Source organism: Vibrio sp. 1151_11 (assembly GCF_029478525.1).
GTDB classification, from domain to species: Bacteria; Pseudomonadota; Gammaproteobacteria; order Enterobacterales; family Vibrionaceae; genus Vibrio; species Vibrio anguillarum.
In genome coordinates this window covers 55784-78404 of sequence record NZ_SHMN01000014.1, presented here as the reverse complement: position 1 = coordinate 78404, position 22621 = coordinate 55784, and the positions used below count along the sequence as shown (strand labels likewise).

The 22621-nt window shown below is 44.8% G+C and carries 20 protein-coding genes; 4 read left to right on the top strand and 16 right to left on the bottom strand.

Going from position 1 to position 22621, the window contains the following annotated elements; translation table 11 throughout:
- Nucleotides 1-78: 78 nt before the first annotated feature.
- The 8 genes from sspB to zapE form a co-directional block, all read right to left on the bottom strand.
- A complete protein-coding gene (sspB, locus tag EXZ60_RS11690) occupies nt 79-558 on the bottom strand; it encodes a ClpXP protease specificity-enhancing factor (RefSeq protein ID WP_026027949.1) in 480 nt (159 codons plus the stop codon).
- Between the two features lie 9 nt (nt 559-567).
- Entirely contained in the window at nt 568-1203 is a 636-nt protein-coding gene (gene sspA, locus EXZ60_RS11685) for a stringent starvation protein SspA (protein ID WP_026027272.1), read from the bottom strand.
- Between the two features lie 97 nt (nt 1204-1300).
- Nucleotides 1301-2038 carry a cytochrome c1 gene (locus EXZ60_RS11680; RefSeq protein WP_088721285.1) on the bottom strand — a complete coding sequence of 246 codons (738 nt, stop codon included), beginning with the start codon at nt 2036-2038 and terminating at the stop codon, nt 1301-1303.
- Complete coding sequence (locus EXZ60_RS11675; protein ID WP_017042661.1) at nt 2035-3300, bottom strand: cytochrome bc complex cytochrome b subunit; 1266 nt, start codon at nt 3298-3300, stop codon at nt 2035-2037. The genes EXZ60_RS11680 and EXZ60_RS11675 overlap by 4 nt, the downstream gene beginning before the upstream one ends.
- Nucleotides 3300-3896, bottom strand: a complete 597-nt coding sequence (gene petA, locus EXZ60_RS11670; protein ID WP_010318038.1) for a ubiquinol-cytochrome c reductase iron-sulfur subunit — start codon at nt 3894-3896, stop codon at nt 3300-3302. Before petA ends, EXZ60_RS11675 begins: the two co-directional genes overlap by 1 nt.
- 326 nt (nt 3897-4222) lie before the next feature.
- Complete coding sequence (gene rpsI / locus EXZ60_RS11665; RefSeq protein ID WP_010318040.1) at nt 4223-4615, bottom strand: 30S ribosomal protein S9; 393 nt, start codon at nt 4613-4615, stop codon at nt 4223-4225.
- Between the two features lie 15 nt (nt 4616-4630).
- A complete protein-coding gene (gene rplM / locus EXZ60_RS11660) occupies nt 4631-5059 on the bottom strand; it encodes a 50S ribosomal protein L13 (RefSeq protein WP_013856066.1) in 429 nt (142 codons plus the stop codon).
- A gap of 237 nt (nt 5060-5296) precedes the next feature.
- A complete protein-coding gene (gene zapE, locus EXZ60_RS11655) occupies nt 5297-6403 on the bottom strand; it encodes a cell division protein ZapE (protein WP_194662624.1) in 1107 nt (368 codons plus the stop codon).
- Between the two features lie 144 nt (nt 6404-6547).
- On the opposite strand from zapE, the gene zapG reads away from it, so the two are divergent.
- The 3 genes from zapG (at nt 6548) to degS (ending at nt 9679) form a co-directional block, all read left to right on the top strand.
- Complete coding sequence (gene zapG / locus EXZ60_RS11650; RefSeq protein ID WP_013856064.1) at nt 6548-6991, top strand: Z-ring associated protein ZapG; 444 nt, start codon at nt 6548-6550, stop codon at nt 6989-6991.
- Nucleotides 6992-7107: 116 nt separating this feature from the next.
- Nucleotides 7108-8472, top strand: coding sequence for a Do family serine endopeptidase (locus EXZ60_RS11645; RefSeq protein ID WP_088721287.1), 1365 nt, complete (start codon nt 7108-7110; stop codon nt 8470-8472).
- 142 nt (nt 8473-8614) lie between these two features.
- Nucleotides 8615-9679 carry an outer membrane-stress sensor serine endopeptidase DegS gene (degS, locus tag EXZ60_RS11640; protein WP_026027947.1) on the top strand — a complete coding sequence of 355 codons (1065 nt, stop codon included), beginning with the start codon at nt 8615-8617 and terminating at the stop codon, nt 9677-9679.
- A 72-nt stretch (nt 9680-9751) separates the two neighbouring features.
- On the opposite strand, the gene parC is transcribed toward degS, so the two are convergent.
- The 6 genes from parC to nudF all read right to left on the bottom strand — a co-directional run bounded on the left by parC (nt 9752) and on the right by nudF (nt 16631).
- Nucleotides 9752-12028: a DNA topoisomerase IV subunit A gene (gene parC, locus EXZ60_RS11635; RefSeq protein ID WP_017042665.1), complete on the bottom strand. Its 2277-nt coding sequence runs from the start codon at nt 12026-12028 to the stop codon at nt 9752-9754.
- Entirely contained in the window at nt 12029-13912 is a 1884-nt protein-coding gene (gene parE / locus EXZ60_RS11630) for a DNA topoisomerase IV subunit B (RefSeq protein ID WP_017042666.1), read from the bottom strand.
- 212 nt (nt 13913-14124) lie between these two features.
- Entirely contained in the window at nt 14125-14721 is a 597-nt protein-coding gene (yqiA, locus tag EXZ60_RS11625) for an esterase YqiA (protein ID WP_017042667.1), read from the bottom strand.
- Nucleotides 14711-15532, bottom strand: coding sequence for a 3',5'-cyclic-AMP phosphodiesterase (gene cpdA, locus EXZ60_RS11620; RefSeq protein WP_064625880.1), 822 nt, complete (start codon nt 15530-15532; stop codon nt 14711-14713). Before cpdA ends, yqiA begins: the two co-directional genes overlap by 11 nt.
- 47 nt (nt 15533-15579) lie before the next feature.
- Complete coding sequence (locus EXZ60_RS11615; protein ID WP_017042669.1) at nt 15580-16014, bottom strand: DUF1249 family protein; 435 nt, start codon at nt 16012-16014, stop codon at nt 15580-15582.
- Nucleotides 16002-16631, bottom strand: coding sequence for an ADP-ribose diphosphatase (gene nudF, locus EXZ60_RS11610; protein WP_088721289.1), 630 nt, complete (start codon nt 16629-16631; stop codon nt 16002-16004). The genes EXZ60_RS11615 and nudF overlap by 13 nt, the downstream gene beginning before the upstream one ends.
- 234 nt (nt 16632-16865) lie before the next feature.
- Between nudF and tolC the strand changes: the two genes are divergently transcribed.
- A complete protein-coding gene (gene tolC, locus EXZ60_RS11605; RefSeq protein ID WP_017046499.1) occupies nt 16866-18173 on the top strand; it encodes an outer membrane channel protein TolC in 1308 nt (435 codons plus the stop codon).
- A gap of 85 nt (nt 18174-18258) precedes the next feature.
- Here tolC and hldE read toward each other — a convergent pair whose 3' ends face one another.
- The gene (gene hldE / locus EXZ60_RS11600; protein WP_013856054.1) at nt 18259-19689 is read right to left on the bottom strand and encodes a bifunctional D-glycero-beta-D-manno-heptose-7-phosphate kinase/D-glycero-beta-D-manno-heptose 1-phosphate adenylyltransferase HldE; all 1431 of its coding nucleotides are present in this window, start codon (nt 19687-19689) and stop codon (nt 18259-18261) included.
- 63 nt (nt 19690-19752) lie between these two features.
- Complete coding sequence (glnE, locus tag EXZ60_RS11595; protein ID WP_277435733.1) at nt 19753-22599, bottom strand: bifunctional [glutamate--ammonia ligase]-adenylyl-L-tyrosine phosphorylase/[glutamate--ammonia-ligase] adenylyltransferase; 2847 nt, start codon at nt 22597-22599, stop codon at nt 19753-19755.
- Nucleotides 22600-22621 lie beyond the last annotated feature (22 nt).

Genomic DNA, 22621 nt, shown 5'->3' with positions numbered 1-22621 from the left:
ATCCTTTGTTTTTTTTAGAAAAAAAGCAGCGAATATCGCTGCTTTTTCGATCATGACTGCTTAATGTGTGAAAATGAGTTACTTAATAACTCTTAAGCTTGGTTTTCCCTTCGGCCGAGAGGTTTCTTGTGCTCGAGTCTCTAATAATTCCTCATCTTCTTGAGAAGCAACGCTTAACATCGGCTCTTGTTCAGATTCCTCTGTTATGCCCGCTTCTAGATAAGGGATATAGGCCTCTTCCGGTTCAAACATAGTACCTGCACCGTTTTCACGTGCATAGATAGCTTGCACTGCGTACAAAGGCACTATGACCGAATGAGGACGTCCGCCAAAGCGAGCATTGAACGTAATCGCTTCATTGCCAAGCTCAAGGTTACCTATCGCTCTTGGGGCAAGATTAAGGATAATTTGTCCATCTTGCACAAACTCCATCGGCACTCGTACACCCGTAAGAGTGGCATCCACAACAACATGAGGAGTCAATTCATTTTCTAATAGCCAATCATAAAATGCTCTAAGCATATAAGGTCGGCGAGGAGTCATTTGAGAGATATCCATCAAACTGCCTTAACGAACTAAACGCATCTCACGTTCAGCTTCTGTTAAAGAAGCCAAGAATGAATCACGCTCAAAAACACGATTCATATATACTTTAAGCTCTTTAGAGCCAGGACCAATCAGATCAATACCCAAAATAGGTAAGCGCCATAGTAATGGAGCTAAATAACAGTCAATGAGGCTAAACTCTTCACTCATGAAATATTCGTATTCCGCGAACACAGGACCAAGAGTAAGCAGATCATTGCGTAATTTATTACGAGCAGCTTCTGACTCTTCCGCATTGCCCTTCACGACTTTCTCAGCCAGTGAGTACCAGTTTTTCTCAATACGGTAAATCATCAAACGGCTATTACCACGAGCCACAGGATAAACAGGCATCAGCGGTGGATGAGGGAAACGCTCATCTAAGTATTCCATGATGATCTTTGAGTCATAAAGAGCAAGCTCACGATCAACTAACGTTGGTACTGTCTTATATGGGTTTAGCTCAATAAGGTCAGCTGGCAGATTGGTTTCATCAACTAATTCTACTTCAACACTGACACCTTTTTCCGCTAGAACAATACGTACCTGATGACTATACATATCAGATGCACTCGAAAATAGCGTCATCACAGAACGTTTATTGGCAGCTACAGCCATGGAGCCCTCCAGCACACTTACAGATATAAAAACAATGGAGGCCAAGCCTCCATTGAAGATTCTAAAAATTAGAAATTAACGCCGCATGGTAGCACAATTAATGCACATCACGCCAATATTCTTTCTTCAATAGAACGACCACGATAGTAAATAGCACAAGGAATGCCATTACCCACCAACCTAAAGTTTGACGTTCAAGCTTGACTGGTTCTGCTGAATATTCAAGGAAGTTAACAATGTCACGGACCGCTTGATCATACTCACTTTGGCTCAGCTCCCCCGTTCCATCAGACTCGACACCAACAACCTTCTTCACTTCCTCACCATTGACACTGTGAGTGCCATAAACAGGCTGTGGGACCCCTTGCAGCTCTTCAAGCACATGAGGCATACCCACACTTGGGAATACAATGTTGTTTACGCCAAAAGGCCGGCTAGGATCGGCATAAAATGAGCGAAGGTAAGTATACAACCAGTCAGTACCACGAACACGGGCCACCAGCGTTAAATCAGGTGGCGGCGCACCAAACCATTTCGCTGCAGAGGTGTCTGGAATTGCATTCTCCATCAGTTGACCAATTTTGGCATTAGGATCAAAGATCAAATTCTCTTTCATCAAATCCGCAGGAATATTCAAGTCATTCGCTACACGTTCATAACGCTGGTACTGAGTTGAGTGGCAAGCAAAACAGTAGTTCATGAATAACTTGGCACCATGCTGCAGTGATGCTTGGTCCCTTAAATCATTATTCGCTTTATCTAGATGTACATTTGCGCCAGCTGCCAGAGCAAGTGACGGCAGCATTGCAAATAAAACTACAATCCACTTTTTCATTTAAATGTCACCCTCTCTGGTAATGGTTTTGTTGCTTCATTTTTGCTGTAGAAATAGAGCAAAACAAAGAACATGAAATAACCTAAGCTAAATATCTGCGCCATGAGGGTATAAGTCGGCGTTGCTGGCAACGCCCCCAAAACACCCAAAGCAATAAAGCAGATGGTGAACTGAATAATATTGAACAAGTGGAACTTACTGCGATAACGGTAAGAACGAACTTTACAGCGATCCAACCATGGCAATAAGAACAGCACTACAATCGATGCACCCATTGCAATCACGCCAATTAGCTTATCAGGAACAGCACGTAAAATGGCATAAAACGGTGTGAAATACCAAACAGGTGCAATGTGTTCAGGTGTTTTCAGTGGGTTTGCCGCTTCGAAGTTAGGCGGCTCAAGGAAGTAGCCCCCCATCTCTGGGTTAAAGAACAACACATAACAGAACAGGATTAAGAAACCAGCTACACCAATAAGATCTTTTACTGTCCCGTAAGGATGGAATGGAATCGAATCAATGATGTCGTATTTCTTAGTGTAGTAGTCATGAAATTTAAACTGCGTTTTATAATCATCGCCCATCGAACCTTTTGGTACTTTGGTTTCAATACCGTCAGGGTTATTAGAGCCAACTTCATGCAGTGCTAATATATGGAGAACAATTAGCAACAATAAAACAATAGGTAAAGCAATCACATGTAGTGCAAAAAAACGGTTCAGAGTGGCACCTGAAATAACGTAGTCACCACGTATCCATAGAGTTAGATCATCACCGATAACGGGGATTGCCCCGAACAAAGAGATAATAACTTGCGCTCCCCAGTAGGACATTTGTCCCCATGGTAGCAAGTATCCCATAAAGGCTTCAGCCATCAACACTAAGAAGATCAGCATGCCAAATAGCCATAGCAGCTCACGAGGCTTCTGATAGGAACCGTAAATTAAGCCACGGAACATATGTAGATAAATCACCACAAAGAAAGCTGAAGCGCCAGTGGAGTGCATATAGCGCAGTAACCAACCATACTCAACATCACGCATTATGTATTCAACAGATGCAAAAGCCCCTTCACCTGATGGCACATAGTTCATGGTTAGCCACACGCCAGTGAGCAGTTGGTTAACAAGAACCAACATGGCTAACGATCCAAACAAATACCAAAAGTTAAAGTTTTTCGGCATTGGATATTCAGATAGGTGTTTTTTGTAAGCGTTCATTGCAGGTAAACGCTTTTCTACCCAATCAAGTAAAACTTGCATTATGCAGCCTCCCCGGTCTCATCTAATCCTATGACAATACGAGTATCGCTAAGATACATATATTGAGGGATAACCAAGTTTAGTGGTGCCGGAACACCTTGAAAAACTCGACCCGCCATATCAAATTTAGAACCATGGCAAGGACAGAAAAAACCAGATTTAACCCCTTGAACTTGTTCACTAAAAGAATCAGGCAAATAAGTAGGTGAACAGCCAAGGTGAGTACAAATACCCACAGCAACGAAATATTCAGGTTTAATCGATCGATAAGCATTTTGCGCATAATTAGGCTGCTGCTGCTCATCCGATTGAGGATCTCGAAGTTGGTTTTCGATATCTTTTAGCCCATCGACCACTGATTGAGAGCGACGAACAACCCAAACAGGTTTTCCTCGCCACTCAACACGAACCATTTGCCCCTCTTCAAGTTTACCGATTTCAACTTCAACGGGGGCTCCAGCCGCTTTGGCTTTGGCACTTGGGTTCCAAGATTTAATAAAAGGAACGGCGACAGCAGCGGCTCCTAACCCTCCGACAACGGCTGTTGTCGCGGTTAAGAAACGTCTGCGACCGTTATTTAAAGGCGCATTGCTCATCCAAACATTCTCCCATTTGCTCCCTGTGGATTATTATTATTCCGCTTATCAAGAGCATGGCTAACAAAATACGAATCTAGTTGTATTTATTTGATGGCAAATCATAAATAAAACCCTACTTTTTGACAAGATAAAGCTACCTTTTCGTAACATTCGTGAAGTAAATCGCACGTGAGGTCACAAAAGGAAGATTAAAGAGCAACAACCAAATGATGTGATTAAAAAAATGAGTGTTTGCTAACACCAAAAAACAAAAAGCCCGGTATAAATACCGGGCTTTTGAACCACAATCCAGTAACACTGGAAGCGAATCTTTTGAAAAAAGATTAACGCTTAGAGAATTGTGGTTTACGACGTGCTTTACGCAGACCAACTTTCTTACGTTCAACGCAACGAGCGTCGCGAGTAACGTAGCCAGCTGCACGTAGAACAGGACGTAGTGATTCGTCGTATTCCATTAGAGCGCGAGTGATACCGTGACGGATAGCACCAGCTTGACCAGAAATACCACCACCTTTAACAGTGATGTATAGATCTAGTTTCTCAGTTAGTTCAACTAGCTCAAGAGGTTGTTTAACAACCATGCGAGAAGTTGGACGACCAAAGTAAACATCAAGGCTACGCTTGTTGATTACAATGTTGCCGCTGCCTGGTTTAATAAAAACGCGTGCAGCTGAGCTTTTGCGACGGCCAGTGCCGTAGTATTGATTCTCTGCCATTTTCGAAATCCCCAATTAGATGTCTAGTACTTTTGGTTGTTGAGCAGCATGGTTGTGCTCAGCGCCAGCGTAAACTTTCAGCTTACGGTACATAGCACGGCCTAGAGGACCACGTGGTAGCATACCTTTAACCGCTAGCTCAATAACCATCTCTGGCTTACGAATAATCAGCTTGTCGAAAGTGATTGATTTTAAGCCGCCTGGAAATTCAGTGTGACGGTAGTAAGTTTTAGCTGCTGCTTTGTTACCTGTTACAGTAACTTTCTCAGCGTTTACAACGATGATGTAATCACCAGTGTCTACGTGAGGAGTGTATTCAGCTTTATGTTTGCCACGTAGGCGAGATGCAATTTCACTTGCTAGACGACCTAGAGTTTTACCCTCAGCGTCTACGATATACCAGTCGCGTTTTACAGTTTCTGGTTTAGCAACGAAAGTTTTCATGCTAATAATAACCCGTTAAATAAAATTTACACTAAAAGGAGCATTAAAATGCCCCCACTGTCTAAGAGTCCAAAGTTGCCCCTTCGAGCGTTTGGTTTCTCTCGGCCTCTCGTTTCACAGAAACAGGCCTGCAGTAACGGTGGGTCGCAGGATTATAGGGAAGTCAGTAGAAAAAATCACCTCTTTTTGAACAAAATCACGAATTTTTTATTTTGCTTTAAAAGTGTTCGGATTGAGCTAGGCCAGATGTTCCCTTGATAAATACTCATGACTTTGCATTTCAATTAACCGCGACTGACAACGTTTGAATTCAAACTCAAGTTGCCCATGCAGATACAGATCGTCCAGCGCCACTTCGGCTGAGATAATTACTTTTACATGTCGTTCATAAAATTCATCAATCAACGCAATAAAACGCCGCGCTGCATCATCGATGGCGCGATTCATTTGCTTCACATCAGCCAGCAGTACTGTATGGTAAATTTTGGACAACTCAATGTAATCGTTTTGGCTTCTTGCCGTTTGACATAACTGTTCAAATGTCGCATGTAAAATACCATCACTAGCCTTTACAACAGAGAGGGTGCGATGATTGATTTCAATCTCACTGCGTGCTTCTTTTTTCTCGTCACCAACCAATTGCCGATAGTAATGTTGTAAATTGTAGCTTGCTGCTTCATCCAATGGATAGTGGTAAATTTCCGCTTGCTCTAATGTTCTTAAGCGATAATCAATGCCACTATCGACGTTCAACACATGACAGTGTGATTCAATCAAAGCAATTGCAGGGAGAAAGCGTGCTCGCTGTAAGCCGTTACGGTATAAGTCGTGCGGTGGAATGTTCGATGTCGCCACTAAGATAATGCCGCGCTTAAACAGTGCTTGAAACAAGGTGCCCAAAATCATCGCATCGGTAATATCTGATACAAAAAATTCATCAAAACAGATAATTTCCGTTTCAGACTTAAAAATATCGGCAACCTTTTCTAAAGGCTCTTCAACTCCAGCCAGCGCCTTCAACTCATCATGAACTCGGTACATAAAACGGTGGAAATGCACTCGCATTTTGCGAGTGGTTGGCAGAGCCTCAAAAAACGTATCCATTAGATAGGTTTTTCCTCGCCCGACACCGCCCCAAAAATAGAGCCCTTTAGGTAAGTTAGGCTGTTTAGGTTGGCGGCCAAGCCATTTAGTCCAAACCGCGGAGGGCTTAACTGGTTGGTTAAGATAATCCTGAAACTGATGGTAGAGTAAATCCAGCGCATCGACGGCGCTTTCTTGGGCAGAGTCTCGTTGAAAACCGAGTTTTTTTACATCGTGTTCATATCGCTGTTTTGGTGTCATGACCGCCTACTGCACTAAAGAAAATGGAAACTGCTATTTCGTGTATTTCGCTTTATTGGCTAGAGCAGTCATAGTAACATGTCCAAGCGACGTGTGTAACCAACAGGTAAAAAACATGTTAAATAACAACAATAAGGAGCTGTTATGCCTTGGATATATGCCATTGTAGGCTTGCTAGTAGGGGCCGTGTTGGGAATGGTCATTTCACGATTGACTACGCCTCAATATAAAAACCAAAAGTCTCTACAAAAAGAATTAGATAACGCGAAATTTAGTTTGGAACAACAACGCCAAGAATTGTCGGATCATTTTGCTCAAGCGGCAGAAATACTCGATACACTAGGTAAAGATTATACAAAACTGTATCAACACATGGCCAAAACATCGTCCGAAATTCTGCCGAATATGCCAGAGCAAGATAACCCATTTATCAAAAAAATCGCTCTGCATAATGATACAGATAAAAGCAACGATGACATTTTGGAACAGCCACCGAAAGATTATGCCAATGGCGCAACAGGGCTTTTTAATACCCCCAAAAAAGAGATCATTCATTCTGCAGACGTGGTTAAGGTGAAAGCCGTTTAATCTGAATTCATGAACTTTATAAAGGTTTTTGAGTCATAAACCTCACGAGAGTGTTGAAGTTTTGTCTTTCGTACAAATATTAAACTTCGAACACAGTTATTCCAAAGGAGCTTATGATGAAAAAACCTTTACTTCTTTTAACCGCTCTATCGTTAAGTTTAAGTTCAATCATCACCCCACTACCCGCAATGGCAGCGCTACCCTTTTCTGTCAGTGGTGAGCCATTGCCGAGCCTAGCACCGATGCTAGAGCAAGTGACACCTGCGGTTGTGAGTATCTCAGTTGAGGGAACTCAAGTCTCCCATCAACGTTTACCCGAGCAGTTTCGATTTTTCTTTGGTCCTGACTTCCCAATCGACCAATCGCAAGAGCGGCCATTTAGAGCATTAGGCTCTGGTGTCATTACTGACGCAGACAAAGGTTATGTTGTGACTAATTATCACGTCATCGATGGCGCTGATAAGATTCGCGTCAAATTATACGACGGCCGAGAATACGATGCGGAGCTCGTCGGTGGCGATAAAATGTCCGATGTCGCGCTGATCAAACTAAAAAAAGCAAAAAATTTAACCCAAATTCGTATCGCGGATTCAGACAAACTGCGTGTAGGTGATTTCACGGTCGCGATCGGGAACCCGTTTGGTCTTGGTCAAACGGTGACTTCCGGCATTGTTTCTGCGCTAGGACGAAGTGGACTTAATCTTGAAAACTTTGAGAACTTTATTCAGACCGATGCCGCGATTAACAGTGGCAACTCTGGTGGTGCCTTAGTCAATCTCAATGGTGAATTGATTGGGATTAATACCGCGATTCTTGGGCCGAATGGTGGCAACGTTGGGATCGGTTTTGCAATACCATCAAATATGATGAAAAACTTGACCGAACAGATCTTAGAATTTGGTGAGGTAAAACGTGGCTTGCTCGGTGTTCAAGGGGGTGAAATAACTTCTGAACTGGCTGAAGCGCTAGGCTATGAGTCAAGTAAAGGGGCGTTTGTTAGCCAAGTTATTAAAGATAGCGCCGCCGATAAAGCAGGGATCAAAGCGGGTGATGTCATCACAGCTATTAATGGAAAAAACGTTTCTACCTTCAATGAATTAAGAGCCAAAGTGGCAACATTAGGTGCAGGTAAAAAAATCACAATCGATGTTATCCGCGATGGTAAAAGCAAAACCTTCGACGTAACCTTGAGTGAAAACAACACCACAACTAAAGCAGAGCAACTGCACTCGGGGTTGACTGGTGCGGCACTGACCAATACGACGGATCAAGACCCAATCGCTGGCGTTAAAGTGACTGCTATAGAGAAAGGGTCAGCGGCAGAAGCGTATCAACTACAAAAAGAGGACATCATCATTGGTGTTAACCGCCAACGAGTGAAAAACCTCGCACAATTACGCGAAATTTTGGAGAAAAAGCCGAGCATACTTGCGCTGAATATCCAACGAGGTGATAGAACTATTTACTTGGTTATTCGCTAATTAGTGAGAATCTCTTGTCGAGTGATCAGGGCAGCATTTAAATGCTGCCCTTTTCTTATTCAATCATGTAGTGCTATTCTTCCTCTCTCAAGCTCAGGTGTAAAATAAGCTGAGTATATAGCGGGTTTTGTTTGGGGAAGATATGCTTAACTTTTTACTTCGTTCAGTGGGGCTTGGGCTTCTCGCTGCTATTGTTATTTTACTAGCGGTTCCCTCGCTACGTTCAAATGTTCTCCCGCAAATCGCGGCCGAAGAGTCTCCCAATGCGCTCTCTTTGCAAATTTCGTTTAACCAAGCCGTTCGCCGCGCCGCACCTGCTGTAGTCAATATTTACAACCAAAAATACACCGAAAGCGATCGCAGTAAACTGTCGATTCAAGGGTTAGGCTCTGGTGTGATTGTGAGCGAGAAAGGGTACATCATTACGAACTATCACGTAGTAGCCCAAGCCGACCAAATCGTAGCGGCCTTACAAGATGGCCGTCTCGCAGCCGCGCAATTAGTAGGCAAAGATCGACGCACGGATATCGCAATTTTGCGAATCGAAGGAACGAACCTTCCCGTTATTCCACAAAATCCCAATTACTCGGTGAAAGTTGGCGATGTGGTACTGGCCATTGGCAATCCATACAACCTTGGACAAACCACTACTTTTGGTATCATTTCTGCCACTGAACGTTCATCAGTCAGTACCGATGGACGTCAAGCTTTCATCCAAACTGATGCGGCCATTAATGAAGGCAATTCAGGTGGAGCTTTGGTCAACACTCAAGGAGAGCTCGTAGGTATTAATACGGCTTCGTTTCAACAAGCAACTGAAATGAAAACCGATGGTATATCATTCGCGATTCCCTACAAATTAGCCAATACCATTATGGAAAAAATCATTGCTGATGGACGCGTGATTCGCGGCTATATCGGTATTGATGGGCAAGATATTACTCCAGTAACATCTCGCTTACTTGGCAGTGAACATATTGGCGGTATAGTTGTGTTGGGCATTGACCCCAATGGCCCTGCGGAAACGGCTGGTTTTAAAGAGCGGGACATTATTCTAAAAATTGGCGGTAAAAAAATTAATGGTCGCAAGAGTGTGATGGAAATTGTCACTGACTTGCGCCCAGGTACCGTTGTCGATGTGCTCATCTTACGTAAAGGTGAAGAGATGACACTTCCCGTGACAATTGTTGAAGACCTACGCGAATAAAACTAAGCCACCAAAAACAAAGAGACATAAAAAAGCCCCCAACTGACGAAGGGGGCTTTTATTTATAGATTTTTACTCTTGCTCAAGATCTGAATCACTAAGTTCTGATTCAATCTCAATCGCAGTAACACGTTGTAACCCTCTCGGCAGCAAGCTACCTCGACGTCCACGCTCACCACGGAAGTTTTCTAGATCGCTGGCTTTCAAACCAAGTTTGCGTTTGCCAGCATAGAGCGTAATAGCCGCTCCTTGAGGCAAGGAGATTAAGTGTGACACAAACTCTTCACGCTCTTTGGACTTAGCCGCAGGAATATTGATTATTTTGTTGCCTTTGCCTTTGGTTAGCTGTGGTAAATCTTTGATTGGGAATAGCAACATTCGACCCTGATTCGTGATCGCTAAAATGTCATCAGACTCCAAATTACCGATGGCCTGCGGCGTCATTACCTCTGAGTTCTCAGGCAAATTAACTAAGGCTTTACCACTACGGTTTTTCGACAGTAGTTCACCACCTTTACACACAAAACCATAACCGGCATCCGAGCCCACCAACCAGAGTTGATCCTCTTCCCCCATCACTACTTGGCGAATAGACGAGCCCTCTGTGATGTTGAGACGACCCGTAATCGGCTCACCTTGGCTGCGCGCCGAAGGTAGCGAGTGGGCTTCAAGCGAATAACTTCGACCATCGCTACCCAAGAATACGACCTGTTGATTGCTCTTACCACAAGCATGAGCCAAATACTGATCGCCGGATTTATAGCTCAAACTTTGGCAATCCACATCATGCCCTTTGGCATGACGTACCCAGCCTTTTTCCGAAAGCACAACGGTGATCGCTTCACTTGGCACAAGGTCACGCTCAGTCAAGGCTTTAGATTCAGCACGCTCAATCAGTGGTGAACGGCGATCATCACCATACTTCTCAGCATCTGCTTTGATCTCTTTCTTCAACAATGTGTTCAAGCGACGCTCAGAACCAAGCAACTGCTCTAATTTTTCGCGCTCTTTAGCAAGCTCATCTTGCTCACCACGAATCTTCATCTCTTCAAGTTTGGCTAAGTGGCGAAGTTTGGTATCTAAAATCGCATCGGCTTGAATAGCACTAATACCAAAACGGGCCATCAGTACCGCTTTCGGTTCATCTTCAGTACGAATGATTTCAATCACTTCATCAATATTCAGATAAGCAATGAGCAAACCTTCCAAGATGTGCAAACGCGCCATGACTTTATCAAGACGGTACTGTAAACGGCGGCGAACCGTGGTGCGACGAAACTCAATCCACTCAGAAAGAATGGTCACTAAACCTTTCACTTCAGGACGATTGTTTAAGCCAATCATGTTCAAGTTAACACGGAAGCTTTTCTCTAGATCGGTTGATGCGAACAAGTGGCTCATCAACAAGTCACAATCTACGCGGTTAGAACGCGGCACAATAACAATACGCGTAGGGTTCTCGTGATCCGATTCATCGCGTAAATCTTCAACCATTGGCAATTTCTTCGCGCGCATTTGGTTAGCGATTTGTTCGAGCAATTTAGCGCCTGAGACTTGATGAGGTAATGCTGTGATCACAACATCACTCCCCTCTTTATGCCAAACCGCGCGCATTTTGATACTGCCGCGACCTGAGCGATATATTTTCTCAATTTCAATTCTAGGTGAAATAATTTCCGCTTCGGTCGGATAATCTGGCCCTTGCACGTACTGCATCACATCATGCAGTTGCGCTTCCGGGTTATCGATCAGGTGAATCGTCGCATCGGCAATTTCACGCACATTATGTGGCGGAATATCGGTCGCCATGCCCACCGCAATTCCCGTGACGCCATTGAGCAAAATATGAGGTAAACGCGCCGGCAGCATTTGGGGTTCTTGCATTGTGCCATCAAAGTTAGGCTGCCAATCAACGTTGCCTTGTCCAAGCTCACCCAGTAAAACTTCAGCGAATTTAGACAGTTTCGCTTCGGTATAACGCATCGCCGCGAAGGATTTTGGATCGTCCGGAGCACCCCAGTTACCTTGACCATCCACCAGTGGATAGCGGTAAGAAAAGGGTTGTGCCATTAATACCATCGCTTCGTAACAGGCCGAATCACCGTGCGGGTGGTATTTACCGAGCACGTCACCAACGGTACGCGCTGATTTTTTGTACTTGGCTGACGCCGAGAGTCCAAGCTCCGACATCGCATAAATAATACGTCGCTGTACCGGTTTTAAACCATCGCCAATATAAGGCAGTGCGCGGTCCATGATGACGTACATCGAATAATTGAGATAGGCGTCTTCAGTGAACTTACGCAGCGGCAGTTTCTCAACACCATCAAAGGTTATTTCAGTTGACATTTATTGCACCTCTGCCATATCGCCATAACGTTGCAACCATGCGCGGCGGTCATCTGCACGCTTTTTACCTAGCAACATGTCCATCATCTCATCCGTTGCTTCAGCATCATCAATGGTCAGTTGCACCAAGCGGCGCGTGTTTGGATCCATCGTTGTTTCACGCAATTGAAGCGGATTCATTTCACCCAAACCTTTAAATCGCTGGACGTTGATTTTGGCTTTTTTCTGGCTAAGTCGCTCTAAAATGCCCTCTTTTTCAGCATCATCGAGTGCATAAAAGACCTCTTTACCGCAGTCGATCCGATACAAAGGAGGCATCGCAACAAAAATATGACCCGCTTTGACTAATGCTCGGAAATGTTTGGTAAATAAGGCACAAAGCAAGGTGGCAATATGTAAACCATCAGAGTCCGCATCTGCGAGAATGCAGATTTTACCGTAACGCAATCCATCGAGATCGTCGTTATCAGGATCAATCCCAAGCGCAACAGAGATATCATGCACTTCTTGTGAAGCCAGCACTTGGTCTGCCGACACTTCCCACGTATTTAAAATTTTCCCACGCAGTGGCATAACCGCTTGAAATTCACGATCGCGCGCTTGCTTAGCACTGCCGCCTGCTGAATCCCCTTCGACAAAGAAGATTTCCGTGCGGCTCAGGTCTTGCACTGAACAGTCGGTCAATTTACCGGGGAGCGCGGGGCCTGATGCGATTTTTTTCCGTACCACTTTTTTGCTGGCTCGCATGCGGCGATGCGCATTGGCTATGCACACTTCGGCAAGTAATTCAGCGAGTTGTGGTTTTTCATTCAGCCATAAACTAAAGGAGTCTTTTATTACACCTGAAACAAAAGCCGCGGTTTGACGTGAAGAAAGGCGCTCTTTGGTTTGCCCTGCAAACTGTGGGTCTTGCATCTTAACCGACAACACATAAGAACAGCGGTCAAAGACATCTTCACCAGTTAACTTAACGCCACGCGGCAACAGGTTGCGGAATTCACAGAATTCACGCATCGCATCGAGCAACCCTTGGCGTAAGCCGTTAACGTGCGTACCACCTTGTGCGGTAGGGATTAAGTTAACATAGCTTTCAGTGATCATCTCACCACCTTCAGGTAGCCAAATCACTGCCCAGTTGGCCGCTTCAGTTTCAGCGACAAACTCACCCGTAAATGGCTCTTCGGGCAATAAGGTGTAACCCTTTACGCCTTCTGCGAGATAATCTTTTAGGCCGTCTTCGTAGTACCAACGGTGCTCAAGATTGTTAACCTTATCACTAAAGGTGATCTCGAGCCCCGGGCAAAGTACCGCTTTAGCGCGCAAATTATTGATTAGGCGAGTCACTGAAAAGTTAGGCGAATCAAAGTAGCTGGTATCGGGCCAAAAGTGGACACTCGTCCCTTTATTGCGACGACCACAGGTGCCAGTCACCGTCAATTCCTCGACTTTATTACCGTGCTCAAACGCCATTTCATATATTTGCCCATCACGGCGAACGGTCACTTCCACACGCTTGGATAGGGCATTCACTACGGAAATACCTACCCCATGTAAACCACCGGAGAACTGGTAGCTTTTGTTTGAAAACTTACCACCCGCATGCAATTTACAGAAGATAAGCTCAACGCCTGATATTTTCTCTTCAGGGTGAATATCAACAGGCATACCACGCCCATCATCGATCACTTCAAGTGATTGATCTGCGTGGAGAATAACTTGTACCTTGGAGGCATATCCGGCTAGCGCTTCATCGACACTGTTATCGATAACTTCTTGGCCTAAATGGTTAGGTCGCGCGGTGTCCGTATACATCCCAGGTCGGCGACGTACTGGTTCTAAACCATTAAGAACTTCAATGGCCCCAGCATTATATTGTTCAGTCATAATACGGAATGCTTTTATAGATAAATGATTCGTTACTTTTTCGACAGTTTATCAATGATGTGCTTGTGATTAATTAACGACAACAACGCTGATTTTTTCAGCATTACAAACTGCAAAAGTATAGATAGGACATAGTCTGGAAGAGCCTTGCTTATGTCAAGCGAGATAAGTAAGTTACAGGTAAAATTATGACTCTCCCCTCAATGAATCGGTCAGAGATCTAGGAATTCGATGATTTGTCGCGGATATCGCTCAAAGTTAACAAAACTATGATCGCCGCCAAATTCAACCGTCTGTTTTGCTCCCGTCAATTTAGCGACGGCTTGACGGTAATCTAAGACTTCATCGCCCATTTGTTGCAACAACCAAAATGACGTGACGTCATTAATTTTAACCTCTAATGCTTTGAGCTCTTCAATATGTTTCGCCTCTAGCCGATAGTGCTCTTGCGTGTAGGGGTTGACTTGTTCGCCTAAAAAATTGACCAATAATTCATACGGTTTGATTGCTGGGTTTATCACCACGGCACGAAAACCAAACAAATGGTTTAACCAAATAGACAAATACCCGCCTAATGAACTCCCCACCAGCGCAATACGATATTGATCTTGATGTTGATGAATAAGATCAAGTAGATATTCCGCAGCTTGCGCGGGAAAACTGGGTAACTTAGGCACCATCACTTTGATATCAGGACGCTGCATTTGGCAATACTTCACCATCACTTGTGCTTTGTGCGACAGCGGCGAGCTATTAAAACCGTGAATATAAAGCAGCATAGGTTGACGTGTAGGCATCTCAGTATCCATTAGCGTTAAAATCCGGTTGGAATGCGCCGTTAGCTAAACGTTTGACTTGAGTTTCTATTTGACCATCAGCAGATAGCGTCAATTCACGCCATCCTGGGGAAGTACGATCCAAAGCAAAATCATCTGAATTGGGCTTAAATTGTACACAGGTCGAGGGAGTGGCCATCACTCGGACACCGTGATGGAGTTTATCCATATTTTGATGAACATGACCACACAAGACAGCTTTCACATTGCGATGTTGCGTGACGATATTCCAAAAAGCATCGCTGTCTTTAAGGCTATGTTGATCGAGCCAGGCGCTCCCCACCAATAGAGGATGATGATGCAGCACAATCAAAGTGTGTCGCTGATGGTGCGTCGATAATTTTTCGTCAAGTAAAGCCAATTGTTGATCGCTCAGCCGTCCATGCGGTACGCCCACAACTTGAGAATCGAGCATCACCATCTGCCAGTGCTCACCGAGTAATACATGCTCCGACTGTTGAATCTGCTCTGACGGGAATACGGCGCCCATATTGGGTTTAAAGTCGTGATTACCGGGAAGCCAAAAACAAGTTTTTTCTAATGAAGAAATACCACGAGAGAAACGAAGATAAGACTCAGCACTATGATCTTGCGAGATGTCGCCCGTAGCCAGAATTGCATCAAATTCAGCATGTTGTGCGCAGATCTCTGCCACAACAGCATGAAAGCTATCTACCGTATTAACACTCAACAGGCTGCCATCATCCGGCGCAAACAGATGCGTATCGGTAATTTGTAGCAGCTTGATGCTGTCTGAATTGTCTAGAGTTGGCGACACGTTCAAAATTTATTAATCCAAATTGAATGACTAATTTTCATCTACGACGAAGACTAAATTGGAGCTCGGCTAATCCCGTGCTTTAAACAGAAAGTAAGCCAATCGCCTAAAAAGCGATTGATTTGCGCTTTCTCATCTTTTTGCATCATTTGTTCATTCGGGTAATCATAGCGAGCTTTGATCTGATTTATCCGCGCACTTGCACACACTTCGGAAACACGTGCATCGTGGTAAAGCCTGACAGACATCGACGGTAATGGAAATACTGAAACGTCATCACTCTGACAAATCTCCACTAAAGTTGTGTACTTTGTGACCTCTAGCACTTGTAATTGATAGGTCATTTGAGCAGCCTGATAACAGCGTAAGTCACCTACGCTCGGCTGACTGGGTAACAAAGCGTTCAATTTCGCGTAGTTAGTTTCGTACACACGCATTAGTTCCGATAAATCAACGTGATACGGTTTTTTCAATGCTAATTCTGCCATTGCAATTGTAACTGTTGATAGTTTAGCTCTAACCATTGTAAAGCGATAATTGAGGCACCATTCTCAATTTGGCCATTTTTCACTAAGCGGTAAGCCTCTTCACGGCTCATGACATGAACGTTGATGTCTTCACCTTCATAGTCCAGCCCATGTACGCCTTTAGCTTGCGTTGCATCGATTTCACCAACAAAGACGTCGAGTAATTCAGAGCATCCCCCAGATGATGGATAATAAGAGCTAATTTTTTCGATTCGGTTCACTTCAATTCCCGCCTCTTCCATCGCCTCTCGACGAATAACCTGCTCGGACGTTTCATTAGGGTCGATGACTCCAGCAACAATCTCCAGTTGCCAAGGATGGGCGTGCTCTAGTGCTCCAACTCGAATTTGCTCTATAATCACGACTTCATCACGCGCAGGATCATAAGGAAGCATAGCCGCAGCATGACCTCTTTCAAACATTTCTCTTTCAATCTCCTCACTCCATCCACCTTCAAACAACTTGTGTTTAAAGCGGTATTTCACCATGCGGAAAAAACCTTGGAACAGTGTTTCTTTTGAAATGACGTCCACATCTTGGGGCGTAAAAATGTTGTACTGTTTGTCAGACTGCTGCATTTAAAACCTCGCTCAGTGAATCTCATAGTTTAATCATGGAATTCATCCATCACCAAGGATATTGCTCAACTTTTTATATAAATTTTATATTTATTTTTAAACGAGCATCGAATTTTATTGCACAGATGGACAGTTATGTGTAAAAAAGTGCAAAGTTTCGAGTGAATTACCACCAATTTAAGTTAAACTCCTTAAAAGTAACCTTCTTACATATTAAGGCAGGGAATAGGACCAATGAAAAAACTGCTTCCACTATTCATCAGCGCAGCATTAGGCAGCCTGAGTTCTTCAGTATGGGCGGATACTCTTACTGAAATCTATAATCAAGCCAAAGAAAATGATCCTCAGTTACTGAGCTCTGCAGCTCAACGTGATGCTGCATTTGAAGCGGTCACATCTAGCCGTGGCGATCTGTTACCACAAATCAACCTGACCGCTGGTTACAATATCAACCGCAGTGATATTGATGCACGCGAAAGTGATAAGCTCACAGCAGGCATCAGTTTCTCTCAGCAGCTTTATCAACGTTCAAGTTGGGTTTCTTTAGACACGGCAGAAAAGAATGCACGCAAAGCGGATTCTGCCTATGCGGCCACCCAGCAAGGTCTGATTTTACGCGTTGCACAAGCCTATTTTGAAGTGCTTCGCGCCAAAGATAACTTGGCATTTGTCCGTGCAGAAAAAGCGGCAGTGGCTCGTCAATTAGAGCAAACGAAACAACGTTTTGAAGTCGGTCTTTCTGCGATTACTGACGTGCATGATGCACAAGCGCAATACGATGGCGTACTTGCTGATGAAGTTTTGGCAAAAAATAGCCTCACCAATAGTTATGAAACCTTGCGTGAAATTACCGGCCAAGAACATTCTGATTTAAGTGTGTTGGATACTAATCGTTTTTCAGCCAGCAAAACAACGCAGCCGATTGATGCTCTGCTTGAAGAAGCCCAACAGAAAAATCTCTCTTTGCTGACCGCTCGTATTGCTCAAGATGTCGCGAAAGATAATATTTCATTAGCAAGTTCAGGGCACTTACCCTCACTGACTCTTGATGGCGGCTACAAGTACGGCGATGAAAGTAATAATAACAGCGGCTCTAAAGGGGATTATAACGATTTTAATGTCGGTATAAACCTTGCGGTGCCATTGTACACTGGTGGAAAAACCACTTCGCAAACCAAACAAGCTGAATTTGCGTACGTTGCTGCAAGCCAAGATTTAGAAAAAACGTATCGCAGCGTTGTGAAAGATGTACGCGCATTTAACAACAACATCAATGCCTCTATTGGCGCTTTACGTGCTTATGAGCAGTCAGTTATTTCAGCGAAATCAGCACTGGAAGCGACCGAAGCAGGGTTTGATGTCGGTACGCGAACTATTGTTGATGTGCTTGATTCAACGCGCCGTCTCTACGATGCGAATAAAAATCTCTCTAACGCACGTTATGACTATGTACTGAGCGTACTGCAATTGCGTCAAGCGGTAGGCACATTGAGCGAGCAAGATATTTTAGATATCAACGCTGGCTTAAAAGCAGACAGCTAAAAAAGTAAAAGCCGCTGAATTTTCAGCGGCTTTTTTGTCGTGATTGGCTCATTTTATACAAAATGCCAAAGGATACGGCGCGATGTTAGCCTCTGCCGCCTTTAATCGCTTCAATAATTTCTGTGGTTGAGCAACCATCTTCAAAGTTCAACACTTTGACTTCTCCACCCGCCGCAATCACTTCTTCACCACCGGCGATATCTTCAGGTTTATAGTCACCACCTTTCACCAATAAGTTAGGTAGTACAGCTGCAATCAAACGCTGTGGCGTATCTTCAGAAAAAGGAACCACCCAATCGACAGCGCCCAATGCAGCCAGTACCGCCATGCGGCGATCCGTTGTATTGACTGGGCGACCTGGGCCTTTTAAACGCTTAACCGACTCATCCGTGTTGACCGCGACAATCAGGCGATCGCCCAATTTGGCTGCGTGGTTAAGATAAGAAACATGCCCTGCATGCAAAATATCAAAGCAACCATTGGTCATCACCACCTTTTCGCCCTGAGCTTGAGCCACTTTTACCGCATCAATTAAGGCTTGTTCACTGATGACACCATAATCAGTATCTTTGCTACCGTGAACCGCTTCCGCTAGTTCAATGGTTGATACGGTTGACGTGCCCAGTTTACCAACCACAACACCCGCCGCCGCATTGGCTAATGCACACGCTTCATCAAGTGGTTTACCTGCTGCAACTGATGCCGCCAACACTGAAATCACCGTATCTCCCGCGCCCGTTACGTCATACACTTCTTTGGCTAATGTTGGTAAATGGAATGGCTTCTGATTGCGTTGTAACAGTGTCATGCCATGTTCGCTGCGAGTCACCAAGAGTGCGCCAAGATCAAACTGTTCAATCAAGGCAAAGCCTTTTTCTACTAGCTCTTGCTCTGTTTTTACTTTGCCTACGACCTGTTCAAATTCAGACATGTTAGGTGTGAGCAATGTTGCGCCACGATAACGTTCGAAATCGGCTCCTTTAGGATCGATAAAAACGGGAACGTTGGCTGCACGTGCTTTTTGGATCAATTGCTGCACATGCTCTAATGCACCTTTAGCGTAATCGGACAAGATCACCGCTTTCACTTTCGGTAACGCCAGCTCCATGCGAGATAAAATCAGTTCTGGATCGGTGTTCTCAAACTTATCTTCGAAATCCAAACGGATCAGTTGCTGGCCTCGGCTTAGCACGCGTAATTTTGTAATGGTTGGATAATTTGGCAGAGCAACAAAATCACAACTCACTTTCAAGGCTGTTAACGTTTCAGTCAGAACCTTCGCTGGCTCATCCACGCCAGTTAAACCAACAATGTGCGCATGGCCGCCCAGCGAAGCAATGTTCATTGCAACGTTTGCCGCGCCGCCTGGACGTTCTTCGCTATTCTCTACTTTTACTACAGGAACGGGGGCTTCTGGTGAGATGCGACCGGTTGGACCATACCAGTAGCGATCAAGCATCACATCGCCAATAATCAATACACCTGCATCATTGTAGTCAGGTAGGATTGGTTTCATTGTGGATCTCCAATTTTTGTTATTGCGCTGAGTGTAACACAGCTCATTGACTCTCTAAAACACTCAACCTAGCCACTGCTGCCAAGCGTTTGTGACTCGTTTTCGCAGGTCAACAAACTTACTTTCGTCAACATCCGCATCCAAGTTAAGCAAGTTTCGATGATGGATCTGATTGCGCATCGAAGTATAGGCATCGGTGAGAGCCAGCGCTTGTTCTTCCTCCATAACACCTTGGTTCAGCAGTGACTCAAAAATGCGTACGTTGTCTGACCAAAACGTCAATTTGGGCTTTTCATGGCTAAAACGCAGCACTAGATATTGAGCTAAAAACTCAATATCAGTGATGCCACCAGCATCTTGTTTAAGCATAAAACGGCCACTTTTCTTTCCCCCCAAATGATCGCGCATTTTTATCCGCATCGCGACGACATCCTGCTTGAGCTTGGTTTCATCTCTTGCCAATGACAAAATCTGATGGCGGGTGCGATGGAAAGCCTGTTGCAGTGGCTCATCACCATAAATCATTCGAGCTCGAACTAAGGCTTGGTGTTCCCACGTCCACGCTTCATTGCGCTGGTATTCATCAAACGCTTCAGCGGGGCTAACTAACAAACCGGACGCTCCAGACGGGCGCAAACGAGTATCAACTTCATACAAAATACCAGAGGCGGTACGAGTGGCAAAAATGTGGATCACGCGCTGGGCTAAGCGCAAATAAAACTGACGGCCATCAATCTCTTTTGCGCCATCGGTGTAACAATCCACTGGGCAGTCATGGAGAAACACGATATCAAGATCGGAATTGTAGCCCAACTCCCAGCCCCCCACTTTGCCATAGCCAACGACTGCAAACCCTTTACCATTCCTCTCTTTTAAATGAGTGGGTTGGCCGTATTTTGCACTGACTTGCTGCCAAGCTTGGTTGATCACGACTTCAACGATGGCTTCAGCAAGGTAGGTTAAGTGATCGCTCACTTTCATCACAGGCAACGCACCGGCAATATCAGCAGCAGCAATACGCAAAATGCAGATCTGTTTAAATTGGCGTAACCCTTCCATTTGCTGCTCCATATCCTCTTCGGGAATACGAGCAAGAAAATCACGCAGTTCAGTTTTATAAGCAGACAACTCCATTGGATTATAGAGATGCTGCGGGTCGATAAGTTCATCGAGTAAAATGGGGTAACGACTAAGCTGTTCCGAAATCATCGGGCTTGCGGTACATAAACGCACCAGTTGCGTCAATGCCGCAGGGTGTTCATCTAGCAGCTCAAGGTAAGTGGTTCGAGTCACAATTTTGTACATCAAATGCAGCACACGAGGTAAGCCAAACTGTGCATCTGGGTGAATGAAAATCGCTTGGAACAGTTTTGGCATCAACCGGTTTAATACATCTCGTCCGCGTGGGCCCAGCGTTTTTTTCGCCAAATCCTCTTTAAATTGGATCAATACATGCGCCATGCCGGCAGGATCATCACAGGTAAGCTCTTGTTGAAAAATCGTTTCAAGTACATCTGGCTTGTGCGCCATATCCCACAGTTCGTGAAAATGTTTAGCAACGCAGTGGTCATCTTCTTCTTCATCATCGCCAATCAGAGTTGCAAATACTTGATGTACTTTGGTCATGTGTTGATGCGTTTCGTGAAACAGCGTTACCCAGTCAGTGCATTGCATTGCAACAGCTAAGCGAAGTTGATCCAGTTCATTGTCTGGCAAGGTTTGCGTCTGCTTGTCGGCCATCGCTTGCAATAGGTTCTCAAGGCGACGTAAAAACAGATAAGCTTGTCGTAAATCGGTCACTTCTTGCGGTTTGAGCAGGGCAAGTTCTTCTATTGCAACCAGTGTTTCTAATAGTCCACGCTGACGTAAACTGGGTTCTCGTCCACCACGAATTAACTGAAATACTTGTGCGATGAATTCAATTTCGCGGATCCCGCCTGCGCCTAATTTGATGTTGTTATGCAGCCCTCGACGTCTCACTTCGCTGCTGATCATCGATTTCATACGGCGCAGAGATTGAATGGCGCTAAAATCGATGTAGCGGCGGAACACAAATGGTCGCAGCATTTGACGCAGCTCTTGGTACTGCGGATACATTTCCCGCCCCATTACTCGAGCTTTGATCATCGCATAACGCTCCCAATCACGCCCTTGCTCTTGGTAATAATCTTCGAGCGCCGCATAGCTCATCACCAGTGGGCCACTTTCACCAAAAGGACGCAAACGCATATCAACTCGGTAGCAAAAACCGTCAAAGGTATGTTGATCCAACGCTTTAATGATTCGCTGGCCTAAACGGGTAAAAAATTGCGCATTCGCGATGCTGCGGCGAGCGCCTTGTGTTTCACCGTTTTCAGGATAAGTAAAAATGAGGTCGATATCCGATGAGAAGTTCAACTCACCGCCACCTAACTTGCCCATGCCGATGATCAGCATAGGTTGTGCTTCACCTTGGTCGTTAGTTGGCGTTCCCCACTCGAAGCAGCAAACAGCGTACTGCCACTGGTAAGTCTCAAAAATGAGTGCTTCCGCCAGTGCTGAAAGATGTGCAAGGCTCTCTTCTAATGTCCAACTGGCGGTGAAATCTCGCCAAGCGATGCACACCATTTCACGGTTACGAAACTGACGCAAAATACGATGCCCTGACATTTCATCTTTGCACTCTTCTAGCTGTATAGCGAGATCGTCTCGGTAATGCTCTAGCCTTGACTCTCCCGCCAACATTTCCGGTAATTGCATACACAACCGTTCATCTCGCAATAATGCTTCATTGATAAACTGGCTCATCCCGACCACATACAACAGCTGTTTTTTCAATGGCTCGGACCACTGTGCAATGCTCGGTTGTTGCTCTAGCAAATGTTGATAGGTTGTGTGCGCAAAAGCGTGAAGTGATGAAGGCAGTAACATGAGACATCCTTGTGAATTGAGA

Excerpts from the sequence above, each read along its gene's own strand:
- sspB (WP_026027949.1), bottom strand. The coding sequence starts at position 558 with ATGGATATCTCTCAAATGACTCCTCGCCGACCTTATATGCTTAGAGCA.
- sspA (WP_026027272.1), bottom strand. The coding sequence starts at position 1,203 with ATGGCTGTAGCTGCCAATAAACGTTCTGTGATGACGCTATTTTCGAGT.
- EXZ60_RS11680 (WP_088721285.1), bottom strand. The coding sequence starts at position 2,038 with ATGAAAAAGTGGATTGTAGTTTTATTTGCAATGCTGCCGTCACTTGCT.
- EXZ60_RS11675 (WP_017042661.1), bottom strand. The coding sequence starts at position 3,300 with ATGCAAGTTTTACTTGATTGGGTAGAAAAGCGTTTACCTGCAATGAAC.
- petA (WP_010318038.1), bottom strand. The coding sequence starts at position 3,896 with ATGAGCAATGCGCCTTTAAATAACGGTCGCAGACGTTTCTTAACCGCG.
- rpsI (WP_010318040.1), bottom strand. The coding sequence starts at position 4,615 with ATGGCAGAGAATCAATACTACGGCACTGGCCGTCGCAAAAGCTCAGCT.
- rplM (WP_013856066.1), bottom strand. The coding sequence starts at position 5,059 with ATGAAAACTTTCGTTGCTAAACCAGAAACTGTAAAACGCGACTGGTAT.
- zapE (WP_194662624.1), bottom strand. The coding sequence starts at position 6,403 with ATGACACCAAAACAGCGATATGAACACGATGTAAAAAAACTCGGTTTT.
- zapG (WP_013856064.1), top strand. The coding sequence starts at position 6,548 with ATGCCTTGGATATATGCCATTGTAGGCTTGCTAGTAGGGGCCGTGTTG.
- EXZ60_RS11645 (WP_088721287.1), top strand. The coding sequence starts at position 7,108 with ATGAAAAAACCTTTACTTCTTTTAACCGCTCTATCGTTAAGTTTAAGT.
- degS (WP_026027947.1), top strand. The coding sequence starts at position 8,615 with ATGCTTAACTTTTTACTTCGTTCAGTGGGGCTTGGGCTTCTCGCTGCT.
- parC (WP_017042665.1), bottom strand. The coding sequence starts at position 12,028 with ATGTCAACTGAAATAACCTTTGATGGTGTTGAGAAACTGCCGCTGCGT.
- parE (WP_017042666.1), bottom strand. The coding sequence starts at position 13,912 with ATGACTGAACAATATAATGCTGGGGCCATTGAAGTTCTTAATGGTTTA.
- yqiA (WP_017042667.1), bottom strand. The coding sequence starts at position 14,721 with ATGGATACTGAGATGCCTACACGTCAACCTATGCTGCTTTATATTCAC.
- EXZ60_RS11615 (WP_017042669.1), bottom strand. The coding sequence starts at position 16,014 with ATGGCAGAATTAGCATTGAAAAAACCGTATCACGTTGATTTATCGGAA.
- nudF (WP_088721289.1), bottom strand. The coding sequence starts at position 16,631 with ATGCAGCAGTCTGACAAACAGTACAACATTTTTACGCCCCAAGATGTG.
- tolC (WP_017046499.1), top strand. The coding sequence starts at position 16,866 with ATGAAAAAACTGCTTCCACTATTCATCAGCGCAGCATTAGGCAGCCTG.
- hldE (WP_013856054.1), bottom strand. The coding sequence starts at position 19,689 with ATGAAACCAATCCTACCTGACTACAATGATGCAGGTGTATTGATTATT.
- glnE (WP_277435733.1), bottom strand. The coding sequence starts at position 22,599 with ATGTTACTGCCTTCATCACTTCACGCTTTTGCGCACACAACCTATCAA.